Consider the following 19,481-nt stretch of genomic DNA (forward strand, 5'->3'; position numbering starts at 1 on the left):
AATAGGCTACATCGCAATTAATTCCATAATGTTTTATATTGTCAATATACCATTTTTCATGGTATATTATAGTAAAATATGAATTATGAGGTTGATATAATGAAAGCACTGAAAAAAGGTTTATTGTATTTTAATGCTGTTTTATTATCAATTGGATTAGTTGCTTGTGGTCAAACTGGCGCTGAAGTAAAACCAAATACTGATTCGGCTTCTCAACAAGCACAAAATGCTGAAGATAATAATTATCAAATTTCTGAAGAAGAAAAACAATATCTAAAAGAAAGATTTGAACCATTATTAGAAACAAACAAAGAAACAGTAGGTTATATCTATATTCCTAATACGCAATTAGATGAACCAATTGTTCAAACATCTGATAATGCAACTTATTTAGATAAAACTTTCGAAGGTAATAACGAACCATTTTTAGGTACAGTATTTTTAGATGCTGATAACCATAAGAATTTTTCAGACAAATTAACATGGTTATTTGGGCACGCACGTGGTAGTAAAGTAAGTGATCATAGAATGTTTAATGATGTTAATTTTTATGATAAAGAAGACTTCATGTTACAACACAAATATGTTGTAGTTGAAACACCAGCTAGAAAATTCTATTATGAATTTGCATTTGCAATTATTGTTCCTGAAACAACAGCCTTTTATCGAACAGACTTTACAGATGATCATGATTTCTTTACTCAAATTCAATCATTACGTAAAGAAGCACAAGTGATCAACGATGAAGTTAAACCAAACGAAAAAGATAAATATCTTGTTTTATCAACATGTCGTGAAGAAGATGAAACAATTCGTATGAATGTTTATTTACGACAAATTCCTAATTCAGAAATTAAGACTTTCTTAGAGCAACACGAAGCTGAATTAGCATATGTACCACAAAGATAAAAACTAGGCCTTAGGCCTAGTTTTTTGTCTTTGAAATAAAGTGTAACATTTCTTGTACTTGTTTTTGACTATCTGCAGTTAAAATATAAACATCATCACCTTGTAATGCTGAAAATGCTTCAGGCATACGAAGTTTAGCTTTAACATAATTACCATATTTATTGTAAATATCTTCATTTGAATGAGCATAAGATTCATTATCTCGACGAGCGATAGATAAACCATGATTTTGTGTCTGACAGCTTTCGATAGCTTGTTGTGTAATCACTTGTGCATAATATTTATAAGTATCAATTGAATGTACATAATTATATACATCTAAACCAAAACCACCTGGAGGACGGTTATTATACTCGATAACAATGTAATCATTATCAGTCATAAAAAATTCTATATGGAAAAATCTTGAACGATATTTAAATTGTTTTACAATATTTTGACCATATTGACGTAATTTAGGTTCAATTTCTTTTTGTACGCATAAAGCAAAAACATCTTTATTAGCTAATAAATTGAAAGGTGTATCGTTATAAATAAAACTCGCCTCAAAAATAATGCGACCTTCGGCATCTATCAATCCATCATAACTGCATATTTTTTTACTATCTACAAATTTTTCTAATATATAAGGTGTTTTACCATCCCAATTAGCTTTGAAATCTTCAACATCTTGTTTTGTTAATAATTTAAAAGCATCTGCTGCACCAACACCATTATCAGGCTTAGCAAATAATGGTAATTTTAATTCTTTGACTACTTTAGATACATCTGATACTTTTTTTACAACTTTTCCTTTAACTACTGGAACACCTGCTTTAATAAATTGTTTCTTCATTTCTGATTTCAATTTTGTTTTCTTTAGGTCTTTTGGTTTAATTCCAGGAATATTAAATTGTTCTCTTAACAAAGCATCATTCTCTAACCAATATTCATTTAATGATTCTAAATAATCAATAGGACCATGTTTATAAAATAAAAAGGCAACGGCACGTTTTACTTCATCAATATCTTCTAAATCATTAACTCTAAAATATTCAGTTAATGCTGATTTTAAATCATCACTCAATTGATCATAAGGTTCTTGACCTATACCAAAAAGATTGACACCTTGTGCTTTTAAAGCCAGTGTAAAAGATTGAAAATTTTCAGGATAAAAAGGTGAAATAACAATATAATTCATATCAAAAGTCCTCCTATAAATTTAATTTGTCAAGATAATAAGGCATTTGACGACGCCACCATTCCCAATCATGGGCAACATCTTGACCCCAAACATCAAACCAAGCTGAAATATTTTTAGTTTCAAAAGCTTCTTTTAATTTATAAAATGATGGTAAACCATCATGTTCCCATGAGCCTAAACCTGTGCACACAATAATATCTGATTGACGATACTTATCGATAAACCAGCTATCATTTTGATGCCAAATATAATCACTAGGAGAATTTTGATAAATAGCTTCATCCTGTCCATATTCACCACAGAAGAATCTAGCATCATAGACACCACTTAAAGCCACAACTTTTTGAAAAACATCTGGATGTTGTAAATAGAAATTTAAAGCATGATAAGCGCCCATACTACAACCGGTTGTCATCATTGGATCAAACCAATTTGTTAGATGTTTAATATAAGGAATAGCTTCATGAATAACATAGCGTTCATAGGCACGGTGCATTTCTGCACGATCATGTCCTGATTTCCATGGACTTAACCAACTTTCCATATCAATACTGCTTAATGTGAAAAATTGTACTTTACCTTGTTCAATAAACCATCGACAAGCATCAATCATTCCGAAATCAGCATATTCATTATAACTTCCACCTGACGAAGCAAAAACAACAATAGGTAACCCCCGATTACCATAACGATTTAATTTCATTTCTCTCTGTAATTCGCCACTCCAATGACTTAAAAATTCTACGTGCATAATATTGTCCTCCTCAAATTACCAGTTTTCACTTAAAAATCTTAAACAATCAGGTAAATATTGCGCCCAAGCTTCTTCATTATGTTGTGCATCAGCTGCAATAATCAGCTTAATATTATCTAATGAAACACCTGCACGTAATAATTGTTGATAATAGTCAAGTGATTCATCTATGTACGCTTGTTTAACATTTGCATAAGTTAATGAACGATCTGTATCATCACCTTCTTGTGTGCCAACTTGAATAAAAATTCTTTGATCCTGAGATAAATTGTGACGCGAAATAAATCTTGCAAATTGATCATGATTTAACCAATTAGCTGAAGAAAATATGCCTAAACATCCAATTTTATCTTGATATCTGATGCCCATAAATTGACTAATATTTGCACCTAAAGAGCTACCAATCATTGCAGTAAATGATTTATCTGATTTAGTACGATATGTATTATCAATAAAAGGTTTAACAACATTCATAACAAAATCACTATATTCAATACCTTTACCACCTAGTGGTAGGTTTTTGGGTAAAATTGTTGTTAATTTCCATGGGGCATATTCATTCATACGATTATCATTGTCATTGTCTATACCAACAATAATCATTTCTGGCAAATCAGGATTTTTTTTCAAAGTGTGAATAACTTTCCATGAATGACCACTAAAAGCTTCGCTACTATGAAAAACATTTTGTCCATCATGCATATAAACTACAGGATAATGTGTTGAATCATTAGTATGATAATGTTTTGGTAGTAAAACACGAATGCGTCGATGTTGTTGAGAATAGGGGACTGTCAATTCGTACGTTATCATATCTAGATAAAAATAGGATGGATTCATAATAAATTCCTTTCTAACATTAATAATATTATAATAATACACAAAATTGTTAGAAAAATCAATTAATTCAGAATAATAAATATCAATAATATAATTTATACTATTTAAATTAATGATAATAGTTGTTATACTATAGAGAAGGAGGCGTAGTGATGATTAATTTTCATAAGTTATGGAAAGTTGTATTTAGCAGAACATTTATAGTTATTACCTTACTTGTTCTACAAGCATCATTTCTATTGTACATATATTTATCCATGAGAGATAAGCTACCTTATGCTTACACAATTTCTACAGTATTAGCACTTATTATCATTACATTTATTTTAAATAAAAGAATAAATAGTAGTTTCAAATTATTATGGATTATTTTTGTAGCTATTTTACCAATATTTGGTGCTTTATTTTATGTTTTTATGCAAACAAAATTAGAAACACGTAAATATATTAAAAATTACAGAAAACAATTGGCTTTATCAAGAAAATATAGTCAAGCACAGCCTAAGCTACTTATGGATATTAAAGAAAATAATGCAGATAAATATAAATTTTTATCTTATATGAGTAATTATGGTGGCATGCCTATTCATAGTTATACAGATGCACATTATTTTTCTAGTGGGCAAGAAAAATTCGACAACTTAATTGAAGCATTAAAAAGTGCTGAGAAATTTATTTTTATGGAATATTATATTGTTGAATATGGTTATATGTGGTCAACTATTTTAGATATATTAAAAGAAAAAGTGAAAGAGGGCGTTGAAGTACGATTCTTATATGACGGAACATGTTCATTTTATTTACTACCTTATAATTATTATAAAGAATTAGAAAGTTACGGTATTCAATGTAGGGTGTTTTCTCAAATTATTCCTGCAATATCATCGCATCAAAATAATCGTGATCATCGAAAAATTGCTATCATAGATGGTGTTAAAGCTTTTACCGGTGGTGTCAATTTAGCAGATGAATACATTAATAAAAAACAAAGATTTGGTTTTTGGAAAGATGCTGCCATGATGATAACAGGAGATGCTGTTAAAAATTTCACAGTTATGTTTTTACAAATGTGGCATGTGATGGGAAGCCAAAAAGAAGAGAATGAATACGATAAATATATTCAATTAAGTGACACTAAAAATTTGAAAATATCTCATCAAGGATATGTATTACCTTATAATGAAACACCTTTGAATGATGAAATTGTAGCTAAACGTGTTTATATGAATATGATTAACTCAGCACATGAACGTATTTATGTCATGACACCTTATTTAATTTTAGATGATCAATTATTTGAAGCATTTATTTATGCGGCTAAACGTGGTGTGGATGTACGTATTATTATGCCTAATATTTTTGATAAAAAAATGGTACATTATGTGGCTTTAACATATTATGAATCACTTATTCAAGCCGGTGTTAAAATTTATCATTTTACGCCAGGTTTCATACATTCGAAAGTCGTTTTAAAAGATACGACTTCTGCAGTTGTTGGTACGATTAATATGGATTTTCGAAGTCTTTATTTAAATTTTGAATGTGCTATTTACTTATATAAACATCAAGTAATTAAAGATATAGAGAAAGATTTCTGCGATACATTTACAGCATGTGAATTAATTACTTTAGATTATTTAAAAACTATACCTATATATCAAAAAATTGCTGGTGCTGTTTTAAAAGTTTTTGCACCATTATTATAAAGTAGGAAGTGATCGTCAGCTATCGCTTCCTACTTTATATTTATGTTATAATGTTTTACATGAATTCAATTTATGGAGGTATTATGAGCATAGAAATATATGAATATTCAAATGGTTGTCAAACTGTCGCAATTACTAATCAAAGTGAAATTTTTAGTATAGGTATTTTTATTAAGGTAGGAAGTAGAGATGAACCCCTTGAAAAAATGGGTATTACGCATTTTATCGAACATATGTTATTTAAAGGCACATATAATTATAGTGCCAAAGAATTAGCACAAGCTTTTGATCGTATCGGTGGTGATATCAATGCTTATACAACAAGAGAATATACAGTGTACTATTTAACAACTTTAAAACGTTATGCCAAACAAGCTATTAGATTATTAGGTGATATGATGTTAAATAGTCAATTGACAGAAGCAGATATTAATAAAGAAAAAAAGGTTATTTTAGAAGAACTTAAAATGACTGAAGATAGTGTAGAGGAATTATTATTAGATCAATCACAAGCTTTAATTTATCCTGAACAATCTTTAGGTTACAATATTTTAGGTACAGTCGAAACTATTAATAGTTTCACACGTCAGGATTTAGTTACATTTATGTCACAATTTTATCACGCTAAAAATATGACAATTGCACTATGTGGAGATTATAATGATGAAATTTTAACACATTTAGAAAATATTTTTGGACATCAAATGTCGGACAATCAATTGTCTCATCAAGAAACTAGTGTATTTGCACCTGGTCAACATGTCATTCATAAAAAAGAAATTGAGCAAAGTCACTTATTATTATCTTGGAATGGCTTAGCAGTCAATGATTCACGTTATTATGCTATGGAATTATTTAATATTATTTATGGTGATGCGGTTTCTTCTAGACTATTTCAAGTGATTAGAGAAGAACATGGTTTAGTTTACACTATTAATTCAAGTCATGATTATAGTCGACAAGAAGGCATTTTATCAGTTTATGCCGCATGTGATGAACAAAATATGCCGCAAGTCATTCAACATATTTTAACGATTAATCAAGATTTAATTAGTCACGGTATTACCGATGATGAATTACGTGATGCCAAAGTACAATTACTGACACATCATTATATTTCACAAGAAAGTAGTAAAGGAAAAATGATGGATTATGGTCGAGAATATATGTATTGCGGTGATATTATTTTAACAACTGCATGGGAACGTGCGATAGAAAATACGACCGTACAAGATATTAATCATTTAATATCAGAAATTTTAACACAACCTTATTCACAAGTTCATCTTAAAAAGTAAACGACAAATTAAATAATTTATGATAAAATGATAACAGATTAAAGGAGGATATTATGCCTATTATTAATATTAAAATCGTTGAAGGACGTACCGTAGAACAAAAAAGAGAATTGATAAAAAACATAACTGAAACAGTAGCCACAACAATTAATGTACCAAAAGAAGCCGTTTGGATTACCATTGAAGATTTAAAACCAGAAAATTTAGGTCAAGGCGGTATATTAAGAAAAGATAAGTAAGGGAGTGATAATATGTCTCTATGGAAACATTTACTAACAACAATTGGTATAGGTGCTGTAAAAGTAGATACTATACTATCAAAACCACAATATCATAATACAGAAATTATTGAAGGTGTTATTCGTTTACAAGGTGGCAGTACGACTGAACATATCGAAAAAATTTATTTAACATTATTTAAACGCGAAAAAATTGAAAGACACGACAGTGATTTTGATTATGTTGATACCGTGTTACATGAATTAGTTATTCCTAATATATACACATTAAAAGGTAATGAAAGTAAAAATGTACCTTTTAGTATGATAATAGACGAACCTTTACCTGTGACAACTCGACACCGTTCATTATTACTACAAACACATGTATTTATTAATAATACAACTGATGCTGAAGATGAAGATATTATTAATATCATTGCATAAAATAAAGGAGAAATAATGAATTCGCAACAATTTTGGAAATTTATTTATGAATTATTAGTCTCTGGAAAATATGAATTGAATGCTATAGATACACGTAATGATAGAGTAATATTAACTGATAAAACACATTATTACTATTTCGATAATTCAGAGCATCAAATTATAAATGATGAGTTACTACATACACATTTAAATTTAAATCAACAAAGTACTTATAGTGAAGGCTATTATTATTTTATTAATAATAATATACCAACAAATGATATACTAGAAGACAACCAATATAAGATTCACATCATACAAGGTTCTCTTTTAATGATTGCGGAATTATTCAATATTACTCATAAAAAATTACAAATTAACAACAAGACGAATTATATTAAAAAAATTACACAACCAGAAATATACGATAAAATCAATATTATGAGATATCCAGCAACTTATTTTGTAACAATCGCTATTGTGTTAGTTTTCATTGTGCAATGTCTTATCACACTGACTGCTCATGTTGATTGGATTATTTTGCTTGGTGCTACAAATTATATAGCTATAGCGAATCATGATGAATATTATCGTATAATCACATCAATATTTATTCACGATGATATTTTACATTTGTTATTTAATGCCTTTGCTTTAATGTCTATGGGACGTTTTATAGAACAACTAATAAGTAAAATACAATGGTTAATTTTATTTTTTACATCAGGTATAATTGCTAATATTATTTCAGCTTATCAATCACCTGAATATTTATTTATTGGCGCTTCTGGGGCAATTTGTGGTTTTATTGGTGCCACATTATACATTAGTTTAGTGGATAAACATTTTAAACATACGAAATTATCTCGAGACATGCTAGCAACCATGCTTGGTATTACAATTTTTGGCTATGCTTTAGGTAATGTTAGTCATGTTGCACATTTTGTAGGCTTTATTAGTGGTTTTATTATCATGACAATGTTAAGAATTTTAAATCCTAAACAATAATAAATCACACATAACATATCTATCATGATAGTCTATGTGTGATTTCTATTATTATTCTGAAGCTTCTTTATCATCTATTGATTGCGTTGCTTCTTTAATTTTCTTTTTCCCTTCATTAATATAAAGTAATGAAGTTTCTGATGTGGCATGACCTAATTGTGCCATAATTAATGGTACATTACCATTTGTTCTTTCAGCTAACTTAGTACCGTAACTATGGCGTAATTTATGTGGTGACATAGGTATATTATAGGCCGATGTATATTTCTTTACTATATTTTGAATGGCACGAATAGATAATGGTTGATTTTTTTGAGCGGTTGATTTAGAAACAAAAACATATGGGTTAGTTGCTGATACTTTATATTGTTGTTCACGTACAGCAATATAATTTTCTAACATTTCAATCGCTTGATGACTAATAATAACTACGTCAGGTCGATTACCTTTACGAATCACTGAAATTTCTTCATTCACATAATCAATATTATCTAAAGTAAGATTTGATAATTCATTCACACGAATACCTGAGCGTAGAAATAAAGTTAATATAGCAATATCTCTAGCTTTATCACGTAAAAAATAACTTAATTGTTTGCCTGATAATGTTTGCTCGTAATCGTTTTTGATATAATTTAAAAAATCAATATCGTCATTATCAGTAAAGATTTTTTCGCTCATACGACGTGAACGTTTAGAAAATGTTTCTTTAATACGTCTAACGGTAATTTTAGACATTACATTACGATCAAAGTAGGGTGAACCATCGTCGGTTTCACTATCCACTGTAAGAAATTTAAACAATGCCCGTAATGCTGATTTATAATTATTAATCGTTGTATCACTACGACGACGTTGTTGAACAGTATTACCAATATACTGGCGTGATAAATATTTAAAATAGTTTTCAACATCTTTTTTAGATAAATGTTCTAATGTTACTGTATCAATTTGTTCAATGATATTAACTGTAGTTAAATGTTCTTGAATTAACCAAGATAAAAATGAATGATAGACTTCAGCATAACGACATAAAGTTAATGGTGATAAAATTTCCATATAGCTATCAAAATAATCAATAATATAGCTAGGTAAACCGACTAATAATTTTTCTAATTTTTGTTGGTGATATAAGCGTTGCTTATCCATATATTATTTCTCCTTGTCAATTATTCGTAAAACCTGTATTATGCGAATAATTGAATTATAACATAAATCATCCTCTATGACTACTATAATATGTTATAATATCTCTATACTATTTAAGGAGTTATTTTATGTCATTATTTAAAACATGTTGTCTAATTGGATCTGGACTTTTAGGTTTAGGTTATTGGTTGAGTCGACAAAAATCTTACACTGGACCAACTGTTTACCAAGGTCAACAAACTTATATTTTAGCACATCGTGGCGGTGCTGATTTAGCACCAGAATCTACAACAGCTGCTTTTGATATTGCATATGCACTGAATGTAGATGGTTTTGAAATTGATATTCATTTAACTAAGGATAATCACATTGTTGTAATGCATGATGATATAATTGATCATGTTACGCCATACAAAGGTTTTGTATTCGATTACACTTTGTCACAATTACAACAAATGGATTTCGGTTATCATTTTATGGATGATCAAGGTCAATTTCCTTATCGTAATAAAGGTTTGACTATTCTTACATTAGAACAATTATTATTAAAATATCCTAATGTAACTATTAATATGGATATTAAACCTCATCCAAAAAGTGAAAAAGGACAAATCTTCCCCACTTTACTTTATCAATTATTAATGAAATTAAATGTGCAACATCGTGTCTTAATTACAAGTTTCTATCAACAACAAATTGAGAATTTTTATCAACTTTCTAAAGGTCAATTTGCGGTAGGTGCCGGTGTATTAGAAGTTGCTAAAGGTTATATTTTATCAGTATTGCATTTAGGGAAATATTACCAACCACATTGTCTAACTTATCAAATTCCTACACAACAATACGGTATTAATTTAACACATCCAAAATTTATTAATTTATTACGTCAAAAACAACTGATTGTAGGTTATTGGACAATTAATACTGCAGATGAAATGCAAGAATTAGTTTGTCAAGGTGCAAATATGATTGTTACAGATAGACCAGATATTGCAATAGCTTTAAGAAATAATAAAAAAATATAACTAGCACCTTATCGGTGCTAGTTATATTTTAATTTGCTACATTAATATGTGTATTTTCAAAATCTTGTAATGCTTGAAGATACCCTTCTGTTGATGTTACACGCCAAGGTAAAGAATTTTCTTTAAAATCAGTTAACCAATTTAATAATTGTCTTTGTTTTGTCGGATCATTAGCAAATCTTTCTTTAATTAAATTTTCTAATTGATACACACGTTCTAAGACAATTGCATCATCTACTTCACCCGACACTTTAGGAATTGTAGGTGTATCTATTCTTTGATAGTAACGCCATCCAGGACTACTAATTTTATAACGATGTGAATGATCGCCGTGATTAATCACAAATTGACCATCTTGAATTGCAATGGATTGTACATCCTGCTGAATATTATTAGCGAATGCAGTTAATTCTCTTTCAAAATCCCCTGCTAAATCTTCTGACATAACTGGTACAGTCACTTCTGATAAATTTTCTTGTTTAGTGACGCCATTATAAGTGAAAATTGCTTGATTATTGTCAACAGTAATACTACTTGCATCAATACCGTAGAATAATGCTAAATAATTGATTTTATTATTTAATTCTTCAGTTGTTATCTCAGGTGTTGTTGTTGATGCGTTTAATTTATTTTGTGCTTGCTGAATTTGTTCAGCAGTTAAATCTGATTTTAAAATATAATGTGTATGATCGCCATGATCAATGACAAAACCATTTTCATCTTCTGATACAATATGTTCTAAATCAAATAATGTATGATGAGTTGCATGTGTATCATCTGTTTGAGGTGTAGAGGCAACTTCTGGTGTTACTACAGTCAATGTTCCATCTGCAACCTGTTGTACAGTTTTATTTAATTCATCTTGAATTTTAAGTAATTCTTTATGTACCATTTGTGTTTTAATATCACGCGTATCCATTGCATATGTAAGATCTAATTCAGCAAGATAAGCTTCTTTTTTAAGTTTTTCAGCAATATCTTGTGGAATTTGTTGAGTGTTAGCTTTCTGCGTAATTTCTTCTTGTAATTGTTGTAAACTTTGAATCACTTCTTCTCTTACTAATGGCGCATTATTATTAATTGCGCCACCTTGTACTTGTTTAAAATTAGTTTCAATTGCTTGAGGTATATTAGTTTCAGAATTAATTGCTAATTCTTCTTGTGGAATATTATTATAACTCACATCAATATATTTTAAAATTTGATTTGGTGTTGTTAAACTTAATGTTTTAATGTAATTATGTGGTGCTGAAATACTTTGTAAACCACTAAATTGATTAATACCTTCTAAATTATTCAAGAAATTATTTTTAATTAATAATTCCTGTAAATTAGTTTGTGTATCTGTAATATTTAATGATGCAATCGCGTTATTATCTACATTTAAATAAGTTAAACCACTTAATTTATTTAAGCCATCTAAATTGATTAATTTATTATTTGCTAATTCTAAATGTTCGATATAATGATTAGCAACATTTACACCATCTACTTCATTATGATTTAATGAAACATTTCTTAAGCTAAGTGCATTAGCCAATGGTAATAATTGATTAATTTTATTATTATCAGCAGCTAAAGCCTCTAATTTAGGCATATTTTTTACAAATGATAAATCTTGAACTTCGCTGTTATGAACAACTAAATTTGTTAATGCAGGTGCTTTAAGGCTCAATAATTCGATACCAGGATTATTAGAAACAAATAATCTTTCTAATTGTGGCTTATTACTTAAAGCTGAAATATTAGTTAAATGATTGTTTTCTAAACTTACTGCTCTTAAATTTGTTAATGTATTTAAGGCTGAAATATCTTTAATTTGATTAAAATCTAAGTTTAAAGATTCTAATTGTGGTAACTGTGATAACACACTAATATCAGTAATATCATTACCTGCTGCTGCTAATACTTTTAATTGAGGGTATTTCGCTAAAAATGAAATATCTTTAATACCATTTTGAGAAATATCAATTCCTTCTAACGTTGGTATATTTTCAATAAATGAATAATCTGTCACACCTGTTTTTGTCATGTATAATTGTTTTAAATGTTTAAATTGATAAACTGGTGTAATATCTTTAATTGGTGTAAAACCAATACCTAATATTTCAATATTTGGCATTAATTCTAAACCTTTACGTGTTAATGGATCTTTATTTTGTCCAATATTTAAGCTTCTAACAGTTTTTAACCATGCTTTCATCTTTTCAGGATTAGATTCTTGTGCTGGGAAATCGGTATCCGCTACTGCATGTAAAATATCATGAATAATATCATCATCAAACCCTAATGCTTTTAAAGTGTTAATACCTGTTTTCTGTGAAGCATGTGGATCATTAATAGGTTGTGTAATATCTATTTCAGATAATAACATTTCATGAGAATGATCACCGTGTGGATAAATTAAACGATCACCTTCAATGCGAATTGTTGCTGGATCAATATTAAGTGATTGTGCAACATAAGCAATTTTTTGTGCGATATTATCATTATGTTGTGATGATTCGACTGATGGTGTTTCTTCATGATGTGTCGATTGTTCTACAGATGGTGTTTCCTTATGATGACCATGATGATGTTTTTTAAATAATGGTTGTGTTACATCAAGTTCAGTAATTTTATATGTATGGAAATGATCACNCTTATGATGACCATGATGATGTTTTTTAAATAATGGTTGTGTTACATCAAGTTCAGTAATTTTATATGTATGGAAATGATCACTATGTGGTGCAATAAGTGTATCCCCTTCAACTCTAATAGTACTTGGATCAATGTGCATTTCTTTCGCAACATAAGCAATTTTTTGTGCTAAATCTGATGTGTTTGTTTTGCTTGATATAACATTTTTTTGTGCAGATGTTTGTTTATCGTTAGAGATTGTTTCATTTTGAACTTTAGGTATTAAATAAGACCAACGTGTTCCTTGTAATTGATAATAAGGAATAAAATGCGAATGCTCACCATGATTAACAACCAAACCTGAATCTAAATATTCTGCAATATGTGTGCCATCAAATATAAAATGATCTGATGTTTCATAATGAATACCAGCATACTTTTGATTTGGATTTGTTTGTGCTGGGAATGTGATTGATGAACTATTAGTTAGTTCATTTGAAGATGTTGGTACTAAATATTCCCACTGTGTTCCTTTTAATTGAGAATAATAAATAAAATGTTGATGGTCATTATGTTTAACAACTAAGCCATCTGCAGTTCTTGCAATAATATCTTGTTCACCTTTAAAAATATAACCATCATTTGTTTTAGTAGTAATACCTTCAGATGAGTTTGTTGTTGCCTCAGAAGCAATTTGTTGTTTTTTAGCTTCGGCCAATTGTGCAGCAGTTAAATCTTTTTTCAAGATATAATGGAAATGATCACCATGTTTTACGACATAAGCATCATCTGTTTCGCTAACAATATCTTTTGCTTTAAAACTATAATTATCTTCTTTTTTACCATGATGATGGTGATGATGATGTCCATTTTTAGCAATATCTTTCGCTTGCTTTTCATTCACAATACAAGTTTGTTTTACATTAGTTTTTGGGTAATAGTAGAGTTTATCCTTAATTTTAATAATGTAACCTTGTTCTAATTCATATTGAATATCATTTTTATTCAATTGATACTCTTTATTTTGATAAACTAATTTATCTAAAATAAAAGCGAAATATGGAATCTTTCCTTTTTCTACATGAGAATGGTCGCCATGAGAAGCAACATAACCATCTTCTAAAATTTCTGTAATAACGATACTACTTTGATAATCTGTCGAATAACTCATTGCTTCGCTCTTAGTTTCTTTTGATGTTGAAGCATTAGGTTCTACAGCACTTTGACAAGCTGATAAACTTAATAGTGTAATACATCCTAAACTAATTAACTTACTCTTCTTTCCGTTTAACTTCATATTATCTTCCCTTTCAAATCGTATTCTTTACGATTATATACCATCTTCAATTATTTGTAAATAGTAATTGTTACGATTTATTAGAAATTATATGAAAATTACGATGAACATGATATAATTCAAAATAAAAGGAGTTTAGAAAGTATGACAATGAATAAATGGATACAGCGTCTTAATTTAATCCCACATCAAGAAGGTGGTTATTATAAACAACTCTACTTAAATGATACACAAATAACTTTATCTGATGGTCGTCAACGTGCACTATCATCATCTATTTTATTTTTATTAAGTCAACAAAATCCATCACATTTTCATCGATTAAAATCTGATGAAATTTGGTATTTCCATTATGGTCATCCTTTAACTGTGCATATGATTGATGAACATGGTAACTATCAACAAATAACATTAGGTTCAGGTGATACAGATTATTTACAATACACAGTACCAAAAAATGTCATTTTTGGTTCTTCTATTGATAGTAATGATGTTAATGCATTTGCAATTGTTAGTTGCATGGTTTCACCAGCTTTTGATTATCAAGATTTTGAATTATTCACACAACAACAATTATTAAATAACTATCCACAGCATGAAAAAATTATAAAAAAATTAGCTTTTGAAACATTGCCAAAATAAAAAGGTTTAACATTATGATATTATTTCATAATTTTAAACCTTTTTTATTCATATTTGTCTAAATATACTTGTCTTGGTTTAGAACCATCTTGTGGTCCAATCACACCATCAGCTTCTAATTCATCTATAATTCTAGCTGCTCTATTATAGCCTATTTTAAAACGTCTTTGTAATAAAGATGCACTAGCTTTTTGTTGTTGTCTCACAAAATATAAAACATCTTCATATAAAGCGTCCGTTGATGAAGATTGGCCGACCGAATTACTTGGTTCATCACTCGGTGTCATATTAGGATCGTATTCAACTTCTTGTTCTCTTTTAACAAAATCTACGATATTTTCAACTTCTTCATCCGATAAAAATGCACCTTGAACTCGAACAGGTTTATTAGAACCATAAGGTGCAAACAACATATCACCACGTCCCAATAATTTTTCAGCACCACTCATATCTAATATTGTACGAGAATCTGTTGCAGAACTTACTGCAAAAGCAACTCTTGATGGAATATTAGCTTTAATAATCCCTGTAATAACATCTACAGAAGGTCTTTGTGTTGCAATAATTAAATGAATACCTGCGGCCCTAGCCATTTGTGCTAAACGCATAATATTTTCTTCTACATCTTTGGATGCAACGACCATTAAATCTGCTAATTCATCTACAATGACTACAATATAAGGCATTTTTGCTAATGGTTCTTCTGATTTATTTTCTTTATTGTAACGTTGTACATATTTGTTATAACCTTCAATATTTCTTGTTGACGATTCACTAAATAATTTATAACGACGTTCCATTTCTAATACAATTTTTTGTAAAGCATTCGCAGCTTTGTGTGGATTTGTAACAACAGGCGTTAATAAATGTGGAATACCATTATACATACTTAACTCCACCATTTTCGGGTCAATCATTAACATTTTCACTTCATGGGGTTTAGCTCTCATAAGTAAACTTACGATAATACCATTAATACATACTGATTTACCACTACCCGTTGAACCTGCGACTAATAAATGCGGCATTTTATTTAATTCTGCTAAAACCGGTTCACCAGAAATATTTTTACCAAATGCAACTAATAATTTATTTTCTGGTTGATTATTACCAAACTCTAAAACTTCTTTTAATGTAACCATTTTTATTTTATCATTTGGTACTTCTATGCCAATAGCAGATTTACCTGGAATTGGAGCTTCGATACGTATATCTTTTGCTGCAAGCGCTAGGGCAATATCATTGTTTAAATTAACGACTTTACTCACTTTAACACCGATAGCTGGTTGAATTTCATATTGTGTAACAGCTGGACCAACACGAATATGAGATACTTTTGCATCAACCCCAAAATTACGTAATGTAGCTTCTAATAGCTTACCTTTTTGCTTTACTGTATCTTCGATATTAGAACGAATTTTCACTGGATTAGCTAATAAATCATAACTAGGTAAACGATAGTTATCGTTGGCTTTTAGTTGATCAAAGAAACCTACTTTTACTTTTTTAGGTTGACTATTTTCATTATAATGTTCAGCTGTTTCAACTTTAATATCTTTTAAATCTTCTTCGGAAAAATGCGCTTCATCATAATATTTTTGCTGAGTATTTTTAGGTAGTATTGGTTTAGGTGGCGTTTCATTTGTTCGTGGTGGACGTCTATTACGACGCGGTGGTTCATAGTGTGGTTCCCCTAAATCAATGGTTGGTTCTTCTTGATAAAGATAATCTAATGTATTCTCTGATTTTGTTGGTTCAGCTGTCTCTACTGTTTCTAAAAACAGATTTGAAAATTTATTTTTTATTTTTTCAAATACACTTGGGTGTGCTACTGTTGTTATATCTTCTTCAACACTTATTTCAATTTCTTTTGCTTCTTTTTTTTGCTGACTAGCTTCTTTTAATTTTTGATGTGTTGTTTGCGTTTTGATAAAGGTACTTTTGGCTATATCTACAATTTTATACAATAGCCAATCAGCAAGATGCGACACTTTTTTATTTAGAATAAATGTAACACCAATAATCAATAGTAATAACGACACAATAATTAACCCTGGGACAGCAATTAAATTTTTACCAAATAAATAAATATATAACCCAATAAAACCACCTATATTATTAATTACATTATCATTTACTGATGAATAATAAATTTCAGACCAAGTATATTCAGTTATCTCACCATAGTAGCATTGTAATAAAACTGGAATGGCTATACAAATAAATAAAGCACCTGTTAAACTGCGAGCACTATTAATTGTTCGATTAAAATTGATACCAAACAAAATAGCTGTGATAATTAGTAATAAATAAACAGGAATGACTGCAATTCCAATTAAATAGCGAATAGTTGTGTCAATGGCTGTGCCAATAATACCAAAACGCAACCATGAAAATAAAATTAAAATAATAAATACAATAGCAATAACACTAGATTTAAAATTAAACTGTGGCATTTGCTTTTTGGTGCGACGATGAGTTGATTTTTTGCGCTTTTTTTTAGTAGAAGCCATTATTTTACCTACCTAAATTATAAATAAATGAGGAGCGGTAGCTAGATATATTATTAATATCATACTGCCACTCCATCTATAGCATATCGTTAAATTTCTGTAATAATTGGAATAATCATTGGGCGTCGCTTCGTGTTTTCATACAATAATCTTGCTAAATCATCGCGAATATCTTGTTTCATTTCAGCCCATTCAATACGTCTTTGCATTAAAGCACTCTCAATAATTTCTTGAACGTGTTGCTCAGCTTCTTTTAATAAGTCTTCACTTTCTCGAACATAAACAAAACCTCGAGATTGAATTTGTGGACCTGCAGCAATACGACGGTTTTTAGTATCTAAAGTTACAACTACAATGAAAATACCATCTTCAGATAAAATTCGACGATCACGAAGCACGATATTTCCGACATCTCCAACACCGATACCATCAATTAATACATTATCTGCTATGACATGACCTGTCACTTCAAAACCTTTATCAGTTGTTTCGACAATATCACCTTTTTCTAATATGAAAATATCTTCGCTATTAACACCTGTATCCACTGCTAATTTAGCATGTGCAATTTGATGACGGTATTCACCTTGTATTGGAATAAAATATTTAGGTTTCATTAAGTTTAACATCATCTTTAATTCTTCTTGCTGCGCATGACTTGAAGCATGTAATTTTTTATTAGTTGTAATTAATTTAGCACCTGCTTTAACTAATAAATTATATGTTTTATACAAGATAACTTCCATGTTAGGTGAAGGTGTTGTTGCAACAAAAACAGTGTCACCTTTTTTCACATTAATGTATTTATGTTTATTTAATGCCATTTGTTTTAATGCTTCAATAGGCTCACCTTGTTTACCTGTCGCAATAATACAAATCTCATTATCAGGATAATTAACAACATCTTCAATATTATCAATAATTACACCCTCAGGAATTTCAAAATAACCTAATTCTCGTGCAACATTCACTGCAGACATTAAATTTTTACCTAAAAATGCAACTTTTCGATTCGTTTGTGAAGCCGCATCAATAAGTTGTTGAATTGAAATAAAGTTTGAAGCATAACATGACGCAATAATACGCCCTTTTGCTTTATAAAATACTTCATTAATAACATTAGCAACTTCAAATTCTGGAATATTATAACCTGATTTTTCGGCTTCAGTTGAATCACTTAATAGACAAAAAACACCTTGCTTACCTATAGATGCCATTTTACCAATATCTGATTGATAAGCACCTGTTAATGATTGATCAAATTTAAACTCACCAGTATAAACAATTGCACCAAAAGAAGTATGAATGCAAATACCTAATGAATCTGGAATTGAATGTGTCGTTTTGAAAAATGTAATGTTCATATTTTTAAAACGCATAATTGAATTATTATGAACATAATAATATTTTAAGGATTTATTAATCTCTTTTTCTTCGAAACGTTTTTTAACTAACTCAATTGTTAATTTAGAACCATAAATGGGACAATCAAAATGATTAATAATATAAGGCAATGCACCAATTGCATCATCATGACCATGTGTTAAAAAAATACCTTTTAAACGTTCTTTATTATCAATGACATATTGGACATTAGGAATTACCACATCAATACCTAACATCTCTGTTTCAGGAAACATTAATCCTGCGTCTAACATAATCATTTCGTCATCTATTTCGATAACATACATATTTTTAGCGATTTCGCCAACCCCACCTAATGGGATAATTTTAACATTATTATTTTTTTTCTTTACTAAATTCATTAGTTCCTCCGATAATTTTTTTATTATTATTGTCTTCCGTACAAGTTCACTTATTCTATTATATAAAATTATAGCAACGTTCACAACTGAAATATTTTGAGAATTAATTGCGATGTAGCCTA

Annotated in this window: 15 protein-coding genes; 8 read left to right on the forward strand and 7 right to left on the reverse strand. The window is 29.3% G+C overall.

Annotation, left to right across the window (positions count from 1 at the left end):
• The first annotated feature begins 99 nt into the window (after positions 1-99).
• Positions 100-909 carry a class B sortase, LPKTxAVK-specific gene (gene srtB / locus AC5EAH_RS05265; RefSeq protein ID WP_493493718.1) on the forward strand — a complete coding sequence of 270 codons (810 nt, stop codon included), beginning with the start codon at positions 100-102 and terminating at the stop codon, positions 907-909.
• Between the two features lie 16 nt (positions 910-925).
• Here srtB and AC5EAH_RS05270 read toward each other — a convergent pair whose 3' ends face one another.
• The 3 genes from AC5EAH_RS05270 to AC5EAH_RS05280 are packed head-to-tail and all read right to left on the reverse strand — an operon-like array spanning position 926 to position 3,686.
• Complete coding sequence (locus AC5EAH_RS05270; protein ID WP_493493719.1) at positions 926-2,089, reverse strand: ATP-grasp domain-containing protein; 1,164 nt, start codon at positions 2,087-2,089, stop codon at positions 926-928.
• Between the two features lie 13 nt (positions 2,090-2,102).
• The gene (locus AC5EAH_RS05275) at positions 2,103-2,843 is read right to left on the reverse strand and encodes an esterase family protein (RefSeq protein ID WP_493493720.1); all 741 of its coding nucleotides are present in this window, start codon (positions 2,841-2,843) and stop codon (positions 2,103-2,105) included.
• An 18-nt stretch (positions 2,844-2,861) separates the two neighbouring features.
• Positions 2,862-3,686, reverse strand: a complete 825-nt coding sequence (locus AC5EAH_RS05280) for an alpha/beta hydrolase (protein ID WP_493493721.1) — start codon at positions 3,684-3,686, stop codon at positions 2,862-2,864.
• 152 nt (positions 3,687-3,838) lie between these two features.
• Between AC5EAH_RS05280 and cls the strand changes: the two genes are divergently transcribed.
• The 5 genes from cls (at position 3,839) to AC5EAH_RS05305 (ending at position 8,345) form a co-directional block, all read left to right on the forward strand.
• On the forward strand, positions 3,839-5,392 hold the full coding sequence (gene cls, locus AC5EAH_RS05285; protein ID WP_493493722.1) for a cardiolipin synthase: 1,554 nt from the start codon (positions 3,839-3,841) through the stop codon (positions 5,390-5,392).
• Between the two features lie 83 nt (positions 5,393-5,475).
• Positions 5,476-6,690: a M16 family metallopeptidase gene (locus AC5EAH_RS05290; RefSeq protein WP_493493723.1), complete on the forward strand. Its 1,215-nt coding sequence runs from the start codon at positions 5,476-5,478 to the stop codon at positions 6,688-6,690.
• A 53-nt stretch (positions 6,691-6,743) separates the two neighbouring features.
• Positions 6,744-6,929, forward strand: a complete 186-nt coding sequence (gene thmT, locus AC5EAH_RS05295) for a 2-hydroxymuconate tautomerase (RefSeq protein WP_493493724.1) — start codon at positions 6,744-6,746, stop codon at positions 6,927-6,929.
• A gap of 12 nt (positions 6,930-6,941) precedes the next feature.
• Positions 6,942-7,355 carry a sporulation protein gene (locus AC5EAH_RS05300; RefSeq protein WP_493493725.1) on the forward strand — a complete coding sequence of 138 codons (414 nt, stop codon included), beginning with the start codon at positions 6,942-6,944 and terminating at the stop codon, positions 7,353-7,355.
• 15 nt (positions 7,356-7,370) lie between these two features.
• Positions 7,371-8,345: a rhomboid family intramembrane serine protease gene (locus tag AC5EAH_RS05305; RefSeq protein ID WP_493493726.1), complete on the forward strand. Its 975-nt coding sequence runs from the start codon at positions 7,371-7,373 to the stop codon at positions 8,343-8,345.
• Positions 8,346-8,396: 51 nt separating this feature from the next.
• Here AC5EAH_RS05305 and xerS read toward each other — a convergent pair whose 3' ends face one another.
• Positions 8,397-9,494: a tyrosine recombinase XerS gene (gene xerS, locus AC5EAH_RS05310; RefSeq protein WP_493493727.1), complete on the reverse strand. Its 1,098-nt coding sequence runs from the start codon at positions 9,492-9,494 to the stop codon at positions 8,397-8,399.
• Positions 9,495-9,622: 128 nt separating this feature from the next.
• Here xerS and AC5EAH_RS05315 point away from each other — a divergent pair, with 128 nt between their 5' ends.
• Complete coding sequence (locus AC5EAH_RS05315; RefSeq protein WP_493493728.1) at positions 9,623-10,519, forward strand: glycerophosphodiester phosphodiesterase family protein; 897 nt, start codon at positions 9,623-9,625, stop codon at positions 10,517-10,519.
• A 28-nt stretch (positions 10,520-10,547) separates the two neighbouring features.
• Here AC5EAH_RS05315 and AC5EAH_RS05320 read toward each other — a convergent pair whose 3' ends face one another.
• Positions 10,548-14,438 carry a pneumococcal-type histidine triad protein gene (locus AC5EAH_RS05320; protein ID WP_493493729.1) on the reverse strand — a complete coding sequence of 1,297 codons (3,891 nt, stop codon included), beginning with the start codon at positions 14,436-14,438 and terminating at the stop codon, positions 10,548-10,550.
• 144 nt (positions 14,439-14,582) lie between these two features.
• On the opposite strand from AC5EAH_RS05320, the gene AC5EAH_RS05325 reads away from it, so the two are divergent.
• Positions 14,583-15,080 (forward strand): cupin domain-containing protein, encoded by a 498-nt coding sequence (locus AC5EAH_RS05325; protein WP_493493730.1) that lies wholly within the window; start codon positions 14,583-14,585, stop codon positions 15,078-15,080.
• 44 nt (positions 15,081-15,124) lie between these two features.
• Here AC5EAH_RS05325 and AC5EAH_RS05330 read toward each other — a convergent pair whose 3' ends face one another.
• The gene (locus AC5EAH_RS05330; RefSeq protein WP_493493731.1) at positions 15,125-17,593 is read right to left on the reverse strand and encodes a DNA translocase FtsK; all 2,469 of its coding nucleotides are present in this window, start codon (positions 17,591-17,593) and stop codon (positions 15,125-15,127) included.
• An 89-nt stretch (positions 17,594-17,682) separates the two neighbouring features.
• Positions 17,683-19,359 carry a ribonuclease J gene (locus AC5EAH_RS05335; RefSeq protein ID WP_493493732.1) on the reverse strand — a complete coding sequence of 559 codons (1,677 nt, stop codon included), beginning with the start codon at positions 19,357-19,359 and terminating at the stop codon, positions 17,683-17,685.
• Between the last annotated feature and the right edge of the window lie 122 nt (positions 19,360-19,481).

Source organism: Staphylococcus sp. B1(2026), assembly GCF_058895785.1.

Bases quoted from the DNA above. Each gene is read 5' to 3' on its own strand.
- srtB (WP_493493718.1), top strand. From the start codon at position 100: ATGAAAGCACTGAAAAAAGGTTTATTGTATTTTAATGCTGTTTTATTA.
- AC5EAH_RS05335 (WP_493493732.1), bottom strand. From the start codon at position 19,359: ATGAATTTAGTAAAGAAAAAAAATAATAATGTTAAAATTATCCCATTA.
- thmT (WP_493493724.1), top strand. From the start codon at position 6,744: ATGCCTATTATTAATATTAAAATCGTTGAAGGACGTACCGTAGAACAA.
- AC5EAH_RS05275 (WP_493493720.1), bottom strand. From the start codon at position 2,843: ATGCACGTAGAATTTTTAAGTCATTGGAGTGGCGAATTACAGAGAGAA.
- AC5EAH_RS05330 (WP_493493731.1), bottom strand. From the start codon at position 17,593: ATGGCTTCTACTAAAAAAAAGCGCAAAAAATCAACTCATCGTCGCACC.
- xerS (WP_493493727.1), bottom strand. From the start codon at position 9,494: ATGGATAAGCAACGCTTATATCACCAACAAAAATTAGAAAAATTATTA.
- cls (WP_493493722.1), top strand. From the start codon at position 3,839: ATGATTAATTTTCATAAGTTATGGAAAGTTGTATTTAGCAGAACATTT.
- AC5EAH_RS05270 (WP_493493719.1), bottom strand. From the start codon at position 2,089: ATGAATTATATTGTTATTTCACCTTTTTATCCTGAAAATTTTCAATCT.
- AC5EAH_RS05305 (WP_493493726.1), top strand. From the start codon at position 7,371: ATGAATTCGCAACAATTTTGGAAATTTATTTATGAATTATTAGTCTCT.
- AC5EAH_RS05325 (WP_493493730.1), top strand. From the start codon at position 14,583: ATGACAATGAATAAATGGATACAGCGTCTTAATTTAATCCCACATCAA.
- AC5EAH_RS05315 (WP_493493728.1), top strand. From the start codon at position 9,623: ATGTCATTATTTAAAACATGTTGTCTAATTGGATCTGGACTTTTAGGT.
- AC5EAH_RS05300 (WP_493493725.1), top strand. From the start codon at position 6,942: ATGTCTCTATGGAAACATTTACTAACAACAATTGGTATAGGTGCTGTA.
- AC5EAH_RS05280 (WP_493493721.1), bottom strand. From the start codon at position 3,686: ATGAATCCATCCTATTTTTATCTAGATATGATAACGTACGAATTGACA.
- AC5EAH_RS05290 (WP_493493723.1), top strand. From the start codon at position 5,476: ATGAGCATAGAAATATATGAATATTCAAATGGTTGTCAAACTGTCGCA.